The following is a 14,564-nucleotide window of genomic DNA, read 5'->3' as shown; positions in this document are numbered from 1 at the left end:
TAATTTTTATCGCTTATTAATTCAATGCCTTAAATAAAAGTTCCTACTTAGTTATTTGCCATTGAATGGTCAATTTTTACTACCAATACAAAAACGCCGCTAAAAAGCGGCGTTTCAAAACTATTTTAAAAATAGATTTAGTCAGCTTGCGGACGCATGTGTGGGAACAAGATAACATCTTTAATCGTTGATGAATCAGTAAACAGCATTACTAAACGATCGATACCGATACCTTCACCCGCTGTAGGTGGTAAGCCATACTCTAGGGCGCGAATATAATCTTCGTCGTAGTGCATAGCTTCATCATCACCTGCGTCTTTCTCTTCAACTTGACGAGTAAAGCGCTCAGCTTGATCTTGTGCATCATTAAGCTCAGAGAAACCATTTGCAAGTTCACGGCCGCCCACAAAAAACTCAAAGCGGTCAGTAACAAATGGATTTTCGTCGTTACGACGAGCAAGTGGCGACACTTCCCATGGGTAACCAGTAATGAAAGTCGGTTGGATAAGCATGTGCTCAGCGGTTTCTTCAAAGATTTCGCATAAGAACTTGCCCGGACCCCATACACAGTTTTCAGGAATTTTAACGTGTACTTGTTTAGCGTACGCTTTTAACTCTTCAAAATGATTCTCAGGGTCGTTAAATACAGCCGCATCAAACTCTGGGTTATATTTTAAGATGGCATCTGCCATGCTTAAACGCGTGAACGGTTGGCCAAAATCGTATTCTACAGAGTCAACAACCTCACCGTTTTCGTCTTTAGTTGTGTTAACAACGATTGGGCTGCCTAGTACGTTTGTTGCAACGGTACGTAGCATGTCTTCGGTGATATTCATTAAGTCAATATAATCAGCGTATGCTTGGTAGAACTCAATCATAGTGAATTCTGGGTTGTGACGCGTTGATAACCCTTCGTTACGGAAGTTACGGTTAATTTCAAATACACGGTCAAAACCACCGACTACTAAACGCTTTAAGTAAAGCTCTGGCGCGATACGTAAGTACATATCGATATCAAGCGCGTTGTGATGAGTGACGAATGGACGCGCAGAAGCACCACCAGGAATAACCTGTAACATCGGTGTTTCTACTTCCATGAAATCACGATCAGCTAAGAAACGACGAATACCTTCAACCACTTGTGAACGAATGCGGAATGTTTCGCGGGTTGCTTCGTTAGTGATTAAATCAACATAACGTTGACGGTATTTTGTTTCTTGGTCAGATAAACCATGAAATTTTTCAGGTAATGGACGCAATGACTTAGTAAGCAGTTGATACTCTGTCATTTCTACGTATAAATCGCCTTTACCTGATTTATTAAGCGCACCTTTAACACCGATGATGTCACCGATATCTAATTGACCATACTTTTCTTTCAGATCTTTTTGCACATCTTTCGATGCATAGGCTTGTACACGGCCTTTCATGTCTTGAATCGCAAGGAAAGGGCCACGCTTTGCAAGAATACGACCAGCAATCGATACTACATGCTGCAGCTCAACTAATTCTTCTTTACTCTTATCACCAAACTCGGCCTGTAAGTCTGCCGTGTAATGCTCACGACGGAATTGATTTGGATGACCGTTGGCTGGGCAATTGGCGCGAATTGCGTCTAATTTGCCACGACGCTCAGCGATTAACTTATTTTCGTCTTGGATTTGATCAGTCATTTTTTAGCTCTTTTTTAGCTTGGTGGTTATAGGCCAGATTTTAAGCTGGCTTCAATAAATTTATCTAAGTTACCGTCAAGTACCGATTGCGTATTGCGGTTTTCAACACCGGTTCGCAAATCTTTAATACGTGAATCATCAAGAACGTATGAACGAATTTGACTCCCCCAACCGATATCAGACTTAGCATCTTCTTGCGTTTGTTTTTCAGCATTTTGCTGTTGTAACTCAAGTTCAAATAACTTTGCTTTTAACTGTTTCATCGCTTGTGCTTTATTTTTATGCTGCGAACGTTCGTTTTGGCATTGCACTACGGTATTGGTTGGTACGTGAGTGATACGTACTGCTGATTCGGTGGTGTTAACGTGCTGACCACCAGCACCTGATGCACGGTAAACGTCAATGCGTAAATCAGCTGGGTTAATATCAATTTCGATATTATCGTCAATCTCAGGGTAAACAAATGCAGAAGCAAATGATGTATGACGACGACCACTTGAGTCAAACGGACTTTTACGTACTAAGCGATGTACGCCTGTTTCTGTGCGTAACCAGCCATAGGCGTATTCGCCAACGAAGCGCACAGTCGCCCCTTTAATACCTGCTACATCACCGTCTGTCGCTTCGACTAGCTCAACTTTAAAGCCTTTGGCTTCACCCCAGCGTAAATACATGCGTAATAGCATGTTACACCAGTCTTGTGCCTCAGTACCGCCAGAGCCTGACTGTAAATCAAGGTAAGCATCATTTGCGTCATGTGCCCCTGAGAACATACGGCGAAACTCTAAGCCTTCAAGTTGTTCATTGAGATCTTTAAGTTCACTTTGTGCTTCTTCAAAAGTATCAACGTCTTCAGCTTCTACCGCGAGTTCAACTAACCCTTCGACATCGTCAGTGCCACTGACTAGATTGTCGATAGTTTCTACAACCGCCTCTAATGCTGACTTTTCACGGCCCAGCGCTTGTGCACGCTCTGGCTCATTCCACACGGCTGAATCTTCAAGTTCGGCGTTAACTTCTTCTAAACGTTCTTGTTTAAGAGCGTAGTCAAAGGTACCCCCGAAGCAATTCAGTACGTTCGCGAATTTCCTTGATTTGATTAATCACAGGATTCACTTCAAACATGTACCTTACTCCAAAATGGCTGATTACGAGCGTCAAATCGCCCATAAAATTCTTTAAATAGTAAAAACGCCCGATTTTAACAAAAAACCGCGCGTTTTATTAGTATTTTATGCATCGATAATAAATATTTTTTATGGCACTTTTTGCAGCTCTCTGGCGATCAACTGCAAAGAAAACTTGCCTCTAAACTCATTAATATCCAATTGGTAAGCCAGTTTAACAAAACGTGCCTCTGTATCAGGCCACGCTCGGACATCAACACCAAATGCTATGGCATCCATTAAGCGACCGCTGCGGTGCTTGAGTACTAACTTAAGATGTTTTTCGCCAACGATACGTTGCTGCACAAGCTCAAAAGTGTGCTCAAATACAGGTTCTGGAAACTGTTGCCCCCATGGCCCTGCTTGCTTAAGTAAATTGGCAAACTCCATACTAAAGCAGTCATCGGTAAGTTCGCCATCGGTTAAAATAATACAGCGTTTATGCTCTTCGCTTAGCTGCGCACTGACTGCCATTTCAAACTCACGCTTAAACTCACTAAAATGTTGCTCATTAATAGTCAGCCCCGCTGCCATAGCATGACCACCAAATTTACTGATCAAGTGAGGATGCAAGGTATTTAAACGCTCGAGTAGGTCCCGCATGTGCAATCCTTCAATCGAGCGGCAAGAGCCTTTTATTTCACCGTTGTCGCCACCTGCAAAAATAACCGTGGGGCGGTGGTATTTTTCTTTTAAGCGCCCCGCTAAAATGCCTATGACACCTTGGTGCCAGTCACCTTGATATAAACAAATAGCATCAGGGGTTTGCTCATCACTAAAAGCCAGCTTATCTAATACTGCTTGTGCTTCTAGTTGCATGCCCTGCTCTATCTCACGGCGTTCATGATTTAGGCTATCTAGCTCACCCGCTATACGACGAGCCTGGTTTATATCTGTAGCAAGTAAGCAGGCTATACCTAAACTCATATCATCTAATCGCCCTGCGGCATTCAAGCGAGGCGCTAACGAAAAACCAAAGTCACTCGCACTTAACCGTGCGGCGTTACGATTAGCCACTTCGATTAACGCCGTAATGCCAGGGCGAGTTTTGCCACTGCGAATACGTGCTAAGCCTTGGTGTACTAAAGTTCGGTTGTTGGCATCCAGTGCCACAACATCAGCAACCGTGCCAAGCGCCACAATATCAAGTAAGTCAGCGAGATTTGGTGGTGATTGTTGCTCAAAATACCCAGCATCACGCAGTGCACTTCTCAGCGCTATTAGTAGATAAAATGCAACCCCTACTCCGGCAATGGATTTCGATGGAAAGTCGCAGTCATGGCGGTTGGGATTAACAATTGCATCGGCATTGGGCAGTTGTTCCCCCTGCAAGTGGTGATCAGTAACCAGCACTTTAATACCTGCATCTTTAACAATCGCGATCCCCGCGATACAGGAAATACCATTATCTACAGTGATCACGAGATCAGGCGCCATGCTCACTATTTGCTCCGCCAATGCGGGGCTTAAACCATAACCTAGGCTAAATCTATCTGGCACTAAGTAATCTAAGTTGATAAAACCAAACATGGCTAAGCCTTGCATTAAGGTTGCAGTACTTGTTGCGCCATCGGCATCAAAGTCGCCAACAATCAAAATTTTACTTTGCGCATGTAATGCGTGTTGGAGTAGCTCTGTGGCTTTATCTATGTCTTTAAATAATTTGAAGTTGTGTAACGTCGCTGCGCTATTATCTAGCTCATTAGCGTGGTTTACTTGGCGGCTAGCATAAATTTGTTTAATAACAGGGTGTAAATGATTTGGCAGGTGTGAATCATCATGATGGTCACGGGCAACAATTAATTTCTTCATGCAAACGCGGTACTTTTAATTAAAGAATAAAGACAAAAAAAGGCCTTAACGGCCTTTTTATAAAAATCAAATAGTTATGATGATTTATTCGCTTCTAGTGCCGCAGCTAATGCCGCAGCAGGCTGGTAGCCTGGGATCATCGTACCATCTTCTAAAATGATCGCTGGTGTGCCGTTAATACCAAAACTTTGACCAAGCTGATAATGTTCTGCCACTGGTGCATGACAACCCGCCATTACTTTAGTATCAGCACCCGATTTAGCTGCGGTCATTGCTTCTTGCTGATCTTTCGCACACCATACATTCATTAAATCGGCATAACCTGAACCTTGTAAGCCACCACGAGGAAATGCTAGATACTTAACTGTGATACCGGCTTCAAGTAAATCATCCAGTTCACGGTGTAATTTACGGCAATAACCGCAGCTAATGTCGGTAAATACAGTGATACTGTGCTTCTCATTTTTAGCTTTATAAACAATCATTGAATCTTCATATTGCGCTAAACCTTCTTTGCGTACACCATTTAGTGCTTGCTCTGTGAGGTTATTACGATTGTTTAAATCAATTAATGTGCCTTGCATTAAAAACTGACCATCAGGGCTTGCATAAAGCACACCTTTGTCGGTGATCAACTCCTTTAACCCCGCCACTGGGCTTGGGTTAATTTGCTTAACGGTAACACCTAGCTCAGCAAATTTAGTAACGATTGGATCATTGGCATCAGGAATGGCTACAACGCCATTAGCAAACGCACTTAAACTGGTGCCTAACATCGCACCGGCTAATACTAACTTTTTCATAATTGTTCTCTTATATCCTGATAATTCTTAACTACTCAGACCGCCTAACCACAGAAAACTTTCACTATGCACGCGGATGATGTTGCTGATGTACCGACTTTAACCTTTCATTAGCAACATGTGTATAAATTTGTGTGGTTGATAAATCACTATGCCCTAACATCATTTGTACAACCCGAAGATCTGCACCATGATTTAATAAATGCGTTGCAAACGCATGACGCAAAGTATGAGGCGACAATGGCGATTCAACTGCTGCCAAAATAGCATAGTGTTTAATACGATGCCAAAAAGTTTGTCGGGTCATACCCACTCCGCGCTTTGACGGAAATACAAAGTCGGTGGCATGTTTGATCATTTGTGCACGACCCACCTTTAAAAACTGCTCCAGCCAGTACATCGCTTCTTCGCCAAGTGGCACTAAACGCTCTTTGTTGCCTTTGCCTTTGACAAACACCACTGATTGGCGCAAATTAATTTGCTCCATTCGCAGCCCTACCAATTCGCTCACCCGTAATCCTGTCGCGTATAATAGTTCCAGCATGGCTTTATCACGCAAGCCCATAGGCTCTTCAACATTCGGGGCAGCTAAAAGCGCTTCTACCTCGTTTTCAGATAAGGTTTTAGGGAGTGACTGGCCAGCTTTAGGCTGAGCAATATTCACCATTGGCGAATCGGTAATCTTTTTTTCGCGTACAAAATACTGATAAAAACGTTTCAGTGCACTAATGCTACGCGCAGTACTGCGTGGCTTTAAGCCTGAATCAACACGATGCGCTAAGTAACTTTCAATATCTTGCCCTGTCACTGTGAGTAAATCTTGGCCTTCTAAAAAGTGGCAAAACTTATCTAGGTCACTACGATACGCTGCGAGTGTATTATCACTTACATGTTGTTCTAAATAGAGGTTATCTAAAAAAGATTCTAGGTAATCGCTATTACCAAGCAATTCGTCGTGATCTGTATTGGCTGAGCCCAATGGCTCATGATCAGGTAACGTTGTCACAGTTATTCTCATAGTTATCAAGGTATCAATTAATAATACCTTACGGTAAACTTCAGCCTATCATATCAGGCAAACACACAGTGATAAATACGATGCAAATTGGTTTATTTTATGGTTCTACTACATGCTATACAGAAATAGCAGCAGAAAAAATCCGCGATATTATCGGTCAAGACATTGTCAGCCTACATAACATCAAAGACGAGCCATTAAAAAATGCAGAGAATTACGACTTTATCATCTTTGGCATCTCAACTTGGGATTTTGGTGAGTTACAAGAAGATTGGGAATCAATTTGGGATGACATTAAAGGTGTTGATCTCAACGGCAAGACCATCGCTTTATTTGGCATGGGCGACCAACAAGGTTACGGCCAATGGTTTCAAGATGCGCTAGGCATGTTGCATGATGAAATAAGTAGCCAACAATTTACTTTATTAGGCCTGTGGCCAAACGACAACAGCTATGAGTTTGAAGCCTCCAAAGCACTCACCGAAGACGGCAAACACTTTGTTGGTTTAGCGCTCGACGAAGACAGCCAATACGAGCACAGTGATGAACGGATTGCTAACTGGGTTGAGCAAATCATGACTGAGTACAGCGAGACGTTATAAATCTCGCTGCTGCGACGGGACAACGAATGGCACAATTTACCTTGATCAATGGCGATATAATCGAGTTCAGTAATAACACCGTAAAACCACTGAACTGCACTGGCAGTCAACATTATGACCGCCATGGACAGCTATTTTTTATTCCTGATGCTGTAGTGCCATTTATCAATGCAGGTAAACTTGCTAATGATTTATTTAACCTATCACAACTTGCTTTCGCAAAATACGATGATACAAAAACAGAACTGCCTGTATTAATTAAGTATCAAGGGTCACTGCAAGCAATTGATGGTTTAACAATTAAACGAGAGTTTAAAACCATTTCCTTTAGTAGCGCTAATATTGATAAATCACAGGCTGCTAAGGTGTTTAAAATGTTACTCAGTGATCCTGCAATAGAGCAGATAAAACTGGATGAGGTAAAACAGCTTTTCTAAAGGGGATTTTAGATTTCAGCAAAGCGACCGAGAGCTCGCTTTGCTGACTCGTTTATTAACCCACAATCATAAACCAAACACTACTTTTTCACTTTTCAGCATTCGCGCACTTAAAAAGCTAAAGGCTGCAAATAATACCAGTGTGATCACTGTTGATAACAGTAACTGCGGTACTGGAATTGGGTTCCCTTTTATAAACTCCATCAGTGCAAATTGCTGAGCAGCTATCGGCAACCATTGCACTTTATCTGTCGCAATATCATAAGTCGTTATCATGCTTAACGCCATGGGAATAAATAACACCATAGTGACGTAAGACTGCGCTTCTTTGAATGACTTAGCCATAAAAGATACAAACACTTGTAAGCTGGCTGACATCAAAGCAATAGGCAAGCATATCGCGATACTAAACAGCATAAACTCAGGCGTAATAGTGATACTAAAGCCCATTTGCTGCCACGGCACCATTGCATATGAAAACTTAGAGACCACTAAAATGACCACTAGCCCTAACATCGAAAACGTAGTTATAGCGCCTATTTTAGCCAACACAATATGCAAACTGTGTAATGGATGACTTAACAATAACGATAATGAATTTCGCTCTCGCTCACCGGCGCTGGTATCAATTGCTAAATTCATCGCAGCATAAAATAACGCTAAAATAAGTGTTAATACAACAATTCCCAATATCATGCCCCCTTTTGAATCAGGGGTCGCTTGGTCATGTACTTCAAGAGCGATTGCACGCATCAAACTAGGATCCACACCACGAGAGACTAAACGCAAACTGGCTATTTCAGAGCTGTACAACGCGATTGCTTTTTCAACTTGGGTGATGTGCTTACGAAGCTTATCATCTGATTTATCTGCAATCAGCGTTACTGTAGCTGGACGCCCTTCACTCATTTTTTGTTGGTAGTCTTCACTGATCGTTAAGGTAATTGCTTTACGCTCATTCTCATCATGGCTGGCAAAAATATCTTGGCTATTTAGGTGAGCAATAAGTCCTGGCGCACGCTCACTATTTTCAATATTAATGTTAAGTGCTTCCGGTGAGGCTAATTGCTGCAGCAACACACTCATTAACAAGCACATACCGATTGGTGCACCTATCGCATAATACAACCCCGCCATTATGGAACGTTTATCGCGACTGGCGTCCATCACTTCTTTTTTATATAACACCTTTAATAAATTAATCATGCTGCAATCCCCTCGTCACTCCCGATCAATGCGACAAATGCTTCTTCTAACGTCTCTTTACCTGCTTGTTCACATAACGCTGCCACAGAACCTTGAGCCACCACTTGGCCATTAGCCATGATCACCACGTGATCACACAATGCGGCAACTTCTTGCATAACATGAGATGAAAATAACACACAGTGCCCTTGCGCTTTGAGGAGCAATAACAGCTCTCTTAATATGCGGGTACTCATTACATCAAGGCCGCGGGTTGGTTCATCTAAAATTATATTCAATGGGTTATGAACCACCGCCTGAGCTAGCGCTGTTTTCATCCGTTGCCCCTGCGAAAACCCTTGGCAACGACGGTCTGCAATATCATTCATCGCTAATTTATTTATCACTTCGGTAGTCGCTTGCTTAGCTTCACTGGCATTAAGGCCGCTTAGCTGTGCAAAAAAAGTAATGTATTCCCGTGGCGTTAACCGCTCATATAAGCCACAAGGATCAGGGAATAAACCCAGCTTTTGCTTTGCAGTCATTGGCTCTTTGGCAACATCAATACCGTCAATTTCTGCATTTCCGCTATCTGCCTTTAATAATCCAAACACAGTGCGTAAACAGGTGGTTTTACCTGCGCCATTAGGTCCTAACAGCCCTGTGATCTTGCCGTCTTGAGCAGTAAAACTTAAACTATTGAGCGCATTCACATCGCCAATTTTTTTAACTAAATTAGTTACTTTAATCATCACTTACTCCTTGTTAGCTGTATCTGTTAATTGCTTATTTGCAACGGCTACGCCGTTAATATTCATAAAGAACGGTTTGTCATTAGGCTCTTCAAGACAGTCTGTATCAATGTCTTGCATACTTTGTTGTGCAATAAATTTTGCGATTATTTTCGGTGCGCAGGTTTGTGAGCCAACACCATGTGTTGCAGTCGGTGCAACTAAATGAGTGGCATTTGTCATCTCAACCATTGCCAGCTCAGCCCAACTTGCTGGTGTTGCGGGATCTCGCCCACCAGATAACAGTAGCGTCGGCGTGCTGGTTTTTAGCGGCTGATAAAATGCCTTATCAACAGCTTGCACATTAAGAATAGGGCATGCGATATCAAACCCTGCAATCATTGCTTTACCCATATAAGTTTTGCCATATTCTTGGCGGGTTTGCGGGGTTAAATTTGGCCAATCTTCACCACACACAATGGCGTTATGCATCCCCATTGCTAATGCTTCGGTTAAATCGACATTCGCCATCATGCCTGCCAAAGGTGAGAAGTCACCACTTAGCGCCTTTTCGATAACTATGGGGACAATTGCCCGTTGAGCTTGGCTATAGAGTGCAAACCGTATCGCACTGTAAAACTTCATCTTTGTGATTGTAAAAGCTATAACATCGTGAGTACGAGGGTGCCTTACCTGTGTTTTTACGGGCTGTTGCTCAAGTTGTGCCAGTAATGCATGAAAGTTATTTTCTAAATTTGGGTAATGCTCTGCGCACAAAGTATCAGCTTCACAACGCTTGAATAATGCAGCCAATGAACCATCAATCGCACCGCCGATGGCCGCCAAACTTTGCTGCATAGGAACCACACCATCCAAAGTACTCGTTAGCACCGACTCTGGAAATTGACGCATGTACTCCTGGGCTATGCGAGTCCCATAAGAAACGCCAAACAAGTGAAAACCTTTATAGCCAAGTGCTTTACGTACCGCTTCAAAATCTTTAGCTGCAACTGGGGTTGTGAAATGGCTTAAGTCAATATTGAGCTTTGCTTTACACTTTTGGGTATCTTCTGCTCCCATAGCTTGAAGATCAGCAATAACATCATTAAAAACAAACTGGGTTTTTAAATCATCGCTGTCACATTGCAACTGATGCGAATAACCAGTGCCACGTTGATCAACTAATACAATATCGCGTGTTTCACGGGCAAAACGTAAGTTACGGTTAAATATAGCGGCTAAATCAATAGCCCCCTGCCCTGGGCCACCAGCAAAGCCCAGTACGGCTTCGTCTGGATTACTTGGTTTTATTGCTGGTATAACGGCAAAGTGAATATCAATCACTCCATCATTAGGATCATCAGATAAAGGCTGCGCAATACTGCCGCACATTAATCTATCTGATAGGCCTTCCATATAACATGGGGTCAGGTTGGGTGAGTTATTTGGTTTTTTTTGTGCGTATAACGCTGTTGATGCAGCCAGTAAAACTGGCATCATCGCTATACTTATCATGCTCTTACAACGATTTATTGTACTTTTCATTACGCTTTCCCTTGTTTGCATTTTACACTCAATGTGATAACTTAAACCTTAGTGTATCGGTGTATTAATGTATTAATACAGTAGAGAAAGAGTAATGTTAGAATTTATTAATGTCAACCCCAATAGTGGCGATCCCATTTATAAGCAACTACATGAGCAAATCGTGCGTTTGATTGTGGGCGGGCAAATAGCTGCGGGAGAAGAGCTTCCATCAGTGAGAAAAATAGCGGATCACTTTGCAGTTAACCCTATGACCGTCTCTAGAGCCATAGGCCAATTAGTCGATCAAGGTTGGCTTGAGCGTCGTCGCGGGCAGGCAACCAAAGTGGCAGAAAAAACAACACAACAAACGGATCAGCAAGAAACATTACTTTTCAAAGCAATTGATCAACTTATTCAGCAGGCAAAACAACTTGATGTGCCCCAAACAACCTTATCTGAATTAATAAAAAAACGGTGGGAACTATAACAATGACACAACCACTTCTTAGCTATAAAAATGTTTCTAAACATTACAATCAGCGCCATGTATTAAACAACATAAACTTAAGCGTTGAGCCTGGCATGGTGATTGGTTTATTAGGTAAAAATGGCGCAGGCAAAACAACCTTGTTACGTAGCGCCCTGGGTTTAATAAAGCCAGACCAAGGTGAAGTAGAAATATTAGGCGATTTAAGCCATCAACTAAGCGCCAGCAATAAGGCAAAAATAGGCTATGTTGCTCAGCAAACCTTTGGTTATGAAGGTTTTAAAATTGCTGACGCCTTGGCTTTACATCGTAGCTTTTACCCCAATTGGGATATGCAGTTAGAGACAAAATGGCTCGCGCGTTTTGAGTTAAACCCTAGTGATGCAATCAATGACCTATCTATCGGCCAACGCCAAACTCTCGCACTTATTATGGCGATGGCTTATAGGCCGCAATTGCTAATTTTAGACGAACCGGTTGCTAGTTTAGACCCGATTGCTCGACGCGAATTTATGAGTGACCTTTTCGATTTAGCATTAGACGCTGGCTCTGGCATTATATTTTCGTCGCATATCACCTCTGATATTGAGCGTGTTGCAAGCCACATCGCATTATTAAAAGATGGCGAGCTGCTGCTACTCGATGAGCTTGAAGTAATAAGAGATACGGTAAGAAAAGTCAGCTTTAAAGAATCGACCGTTGATCTTAGTGCATACAAGGTACTTAACCAACAGCAAAACTGTGCCATCATTTATGGCTACACTGGTGAAACTATACCTCATGCTTTAGCAATCAATACACTCTCTCTAGAACAGTTGTTTGTGGAGCTACATGGATGATGCAAGCCAGCACCCGCCCTTGGTATCAAGGAGCTGTTAACTTTTGGTTAAAAGATGTGGGGTCTGCCAGCTATTTTATCGCTGCAACTATCACCTCTTTTCTGTGCCTTATTGCTACCGGCATTGAAGAACTTATTACGTTAATGATCATGTTTTCAACTATCTGTATGTACAGTGCAATAGCGTGGCAAAGCATCAAAATGCAAGCAACTGAATGGCAGACTCTGGTTGCGGGGTACCGCGAGCATGTGATCTTTCAAGGTAAGGTATTCATAGTATTTAGTAACTTAATTTCTATTTTAAGTATCATTATTGCTGGAAATATAAACCTACTTGTCACCCTCACACTTGCTAATCTTATAGGACTGATCATTTGGTTTTTGAATCGCTCATTCAGTCATTTATTTACTTCTGTGTGCTACCTTAGCTTTTTTATCGCAACATTAGTGTGTGTACTTATAGAGCAACTTCCGATTTGGTTAATCCCAGTTAATGTCGTTGCATATATCGCTATCGTGTTGGCTAATAAGAACTTTTCATCTGCGTATAAATGGCGCTCTGACTCATTAACAAATTATCGCAATGGTCTGCAATCTGGTTGGTCGCCAATTCCTAGTGGGCTTTTATCGAATTACGGCAGCTCAATTAATAAAGGGTTATTCCCACTTAGTTACTTTGTGGGTTCAGGGCTCTCTCAATACCTTATTTTGCTTACACTTTTATGCACTCTTGGTGTAGCGGTAAACTTGTTTTATAACATCACTGAGCATGTCATTTTTGTTTTAACACTGACCTTATTCGCAATTGTTTCATTGAGTTTATGGAGCAAAGTGCAAAAACATAATTCATGGGAGTTGTTATCTACCCTCCCTATCTACAATAGTAGCTATAGCGCAAAAGTCGCTCTTAGTAATAGTGTGTTAAAACTTGCTATTTTAGTGGCGATTCTGTGCTTTGTAACAGCTTCGACGCTTAGTTTAGTTAATCCAACATTTTTAATATTCAATATATTAAGCTACTCGTTGGCCTGCTCTGCGGGGGTATTACTTAGCTTTGCTATTGGTAATGTATGCAAGAATATAAATTTACTCAGCTTTTTTATGTGTATTTCTTTTGGCTTAAATATGGGCTTGGCAAACTATATGTTTGATAACGGCGACAGCGTAAGCAAACTCACTCTAATGGTGGCTTATACTCTCGCGATGGCTGCAATAAACCGTTTTACAGCTCGATATTTATAGTAAATTGCCCTATTCATTAATAGGGCATTCTCAATCAAAATATAAAGCGTTACTGTAAGCGATAAAGTGATAATTCGCTTTTGCATATTTGCTGCGTTAATATCAAACTACAATTAGTTAACAACTAAAACCATAATTCAAGGAGCACGAAATGTTTAATGCTAGAGTAGCATTACCACTTTGCATTACATGGTTGTTACTCAGCTGCACGACCTGCGCTTTCGCAGTGCCAATAAAGACAGAACTCAATAAGAGAAGCATCACCATAAGCGCGGGGGAATGGCCGCCATTTTTGAGTGAGTCCCTGCCTTTTGAAGGCGTTGTTGCCCATCTTATCAAAGATATTTTTAGCGAGGCAGGGATCCAAGCTAACTTTACTTTTTTACCATGGGGTCGTGCTTACCATGACACCTACAACGGCAAGTATGCAGCAACTGCGGTTTGGATGTTTAGTAAAGACAGGGTCAAGAACTATAATTATAGCGATGCGGTGCTCAGAGAAAAGTTTGTATTTTTTTATAAAAAAGATAACCATTTTGAATGGCACAATTTTCACGATCTTCGAGGCCTAATCATAGGCGGAGGACTAAATTACAGCTATGGCCCTGAGTTCGATAAAGCTGTTGCAGAAGATATATTCGACTTATCACAGGTAAGCAGTACAGAGCAAAATTTTCGTCGCTTATCAGCAGGCCGAATAGATGCCTTTGCGCAAGAGATAAATATAGGTTATCACATACTCAACAATCAGCTTCCTGAACTTGCTGAAGCTATCACCCACCACCCTCAGCCCATCCTCCTCAATAACAGTTTTTTGCTGTTTCCAAATAATGCGGAGCAAAGTAGTGAGCTGCTTAAAATATTCAATTTACACTTACAGCAGTTTAAACAAGATGGCCGTTATCAAGCTTACTTTAAAGGCTTAGAGCAAGGTGATTATCACCCTATCAAGCCTTAAAGTAATACCAATCATGTTAAGTTGCGGAGCATTTATAGCGACAGATAACTGGAGTGATAACAAAGCATAACTTTTTTTATAAAGT

Annotated in this window: 14 protein-coding genes; 6 read left to right on the top strand and 8 right to left on the bottom strand. The window is 41.8% G+C overall.

Annotated elements, in window-relative coordinates:
• Positions 1-137 precede the first annotated feature (137 nt).
• The 5 genes from lysS to xerD form a co-directional block, all read right to left on the bottom strand.
• On the bottom strand, positions 138-1,673 hold the full coding sequence (lysS, locus tag KAN5_RS01815; RefSeq protein WP_016708809.1) for a lysine--tRNA ligase: 1,536 nt from the start codon (positions 1,671-1,673) through the stop codon (positions 138-140).
• A 26-nt stretch (positions 1,674-1,699) separates the two neighbouring features.
• A protein-coding gene (gene prfB / locus KAN5_RS01810; protein WP_138553755.1) for a peptide chain release factor 2 occupies positions 1,700-2,798 on the bottom strand; the annotation gives its coding sequence in 2 pieces (ribosomal slippage) (positions 1,700-2,722 and positions 2,724-2,798; 1,098 coding nt in all).
• Positions 2,799-2,929: 131 nt separating this feature from the next.
• Positions 2,930-4,651, bottom strand: coding sequence for a single-stranded-DNA-specific exonuclease RecJ (gene recJ / locus KAN5_RS01805; RefSeq protein ID WP_244390314.1), 1,722 nt, complete (start codon positions 4,649-4,651; stop codon positions 2,930-2,932).
• A gap of 74 nt (positions 4,652-4,725) precedes the next feature.
• The gene (gene dsbC, locus KAN5_RS01800) at positions 4,726-5,454 is read right to left on the bottom strand and encodes a bifunctional protein-disulfide isomerase/oxidoreductase DsbC (protein ID WP_016708806.1); all 729 of its coding nucleotides are present in this window, start codon (positions 5,452-5,454) and stop codon (positions 4,726-4,728) included.
• A gap of 64 nt (positions 5,455-5,518) precedes the next feature.
• Complete coding sequence (gene xerD, locus KAN5_RS01795) at positions 5,519-6,403, bottom strand: site-specific tyrosine recombinase XerD (protein ID WP_171038964.1); 885 nt, start codon at positions 6,401-6,403, stop codon at positions 5,519-5,521.
• Positions 6,404-6,552: 149 nt separating this feature from the next.
• On the opposite strand from xerD, the gene fldB reads away from it, so the two are divergent.
• Positions 6,553-7,074 carry a flavodoxin FldB gene (gene fldB, locus KAN5_RS01790; RefSeq protein WP_016708804.1) on the top strand — a complete coding sequence of 174 codons (522 nt, stop codon included), beginning with the start codon at positions 6,553-6,555 and terminating at the stop codon, positions 7,072-7,074.
• Positions 7,075-7,100: 26 nt separating this feature from the next.
• Entirely contained in the window at positions 7,101-7,511 is a 411-nt protein-coding gene (locus KAN5_RS01785; protein WP_244390313.1) for a hypothetical protein, read from the top strand.
• A 66-nt stretch (positions 7,512-7,577) separates the two neighbouring features.
• Here KAN5_RS01785 and KAN5_RS01780 read toward each other — a convergent pair whose 3' ends face one another.
• Genes KAN5_RS01780 through KAN5_RS01770 form a run of 3 tightly spaced genes read right to left on the bottom strand, consistent with a single transcriptional unit; the run spans position 7,578 to position 10,972 of the window.
• On the bottom strand, positions 7,578-8,717 hold the full coding sequence (locus tag KAN5_RS01780; RefSeq protein ID WP_016708801.1) for an ABC transporter permease: 1,140 nt from the start codon (positions 8,715-8,717) through the stop codon (positions 7,578-7,580).
• The gene (locus KAN5_RS01775; protein ID WP_016708800.1) at positions 8,714-9,448 is read right to left on the bottom strand and encodes an ATP-binding cassette domain-containing protein; all 735 of its coding nucleotides are present in this window, start codon (positions 9,446-9,448) and stop codon (positions 8,714-8,716) included. Before KAN5_RS01775 ends, KAN5_RS01780 begins: the two co-directional genes overlap by 4 nt.
• Positions 9,449-9,451: 3 nt before the next feature.
• Positions 9,452-10,972: an alpha/beta fold hydrolase gene (locus KAN5_RS01770; RefSeq protein WP_244390312.1), complete on the bottom strand. Its 1,521-nt coding sequence runs from the start codon at positions 10,970-10,972 to the stop codon at positions 9,452-9,454.
• 94 nt (positions 10,973-11,066) lie between these two features.
• Here KAN5_RS01770 and KAN5_RS01765 point away from each other — a divergent pair, with 94 nt between their 5' ends.
• From KAN5_RS01765 to KAN5_RS01750, 4 genes are all read left to right on the top strand, one after another.
• Positions 11,067-11,441, top strand: coding sequence for a GntR family transcriptional regulator (locus tag KAN5_RS01765; protein WP_016708797.1), 375 nt, complete (start codon positions 11,067-11,069; stop codon positions 11,439-11,441).
• A 2-nt stretch (positions 11,442-11,443) separates the two neighbouring features.
• The gene (locus KAN5_RS01760) at positions 11,444-12,280 is read left to right on the top strand and encodes an ABC transporter ATP-binding protein (protein ID WP_244390311.1); all 837 of its coding nucleotides are present in this window, start codon (positions 11,444-11,446) and stop codon (positions 12,278-12,280) included.
• Entirely contained in the window at positions 12,277-13,521 is a 1,245-nt protein-coding gene (locus KAN5_RS01755) for a hypothetical protein (RefSeq protein ID WP_244390310.1), read from the top strand. The genes KAN5_RS01760 and KAN5_RS01755 overlap by 4 nt, the downstream gene beginning before the upstream one ends.
• A 151-nt stretch (positions 13,522-13,672) precedes the next feature.
• Complete coding sequence (locus KAN5_RS01750) at positions 13,673-14,479, top strand: transporter substrate-binding domain-containing protein (protein WP_016708794.1); 807 nt, start codon at positions 13,673-13,675, stop codon at positions 14,477-14,479.
• The last annotated feature ends 85 nt before the right edge of the window (positions 14,480-14,564 follow it).

The organism is Pseudoalteromonas sp. KAN5 (assembly GCF_022846535.1).
GTDB classification, from domain to species: domain Bacteria; phylum Pseudomonadota; class Gammaproteobacteria; order Enterobacterales; family Alteromonadaceae; genus Pseudoalteromonas; species Pseudoalteromonas haloplanktis.
This window is presented reverse-complemented; position numbering and strand designations above follow the sequence as displayed.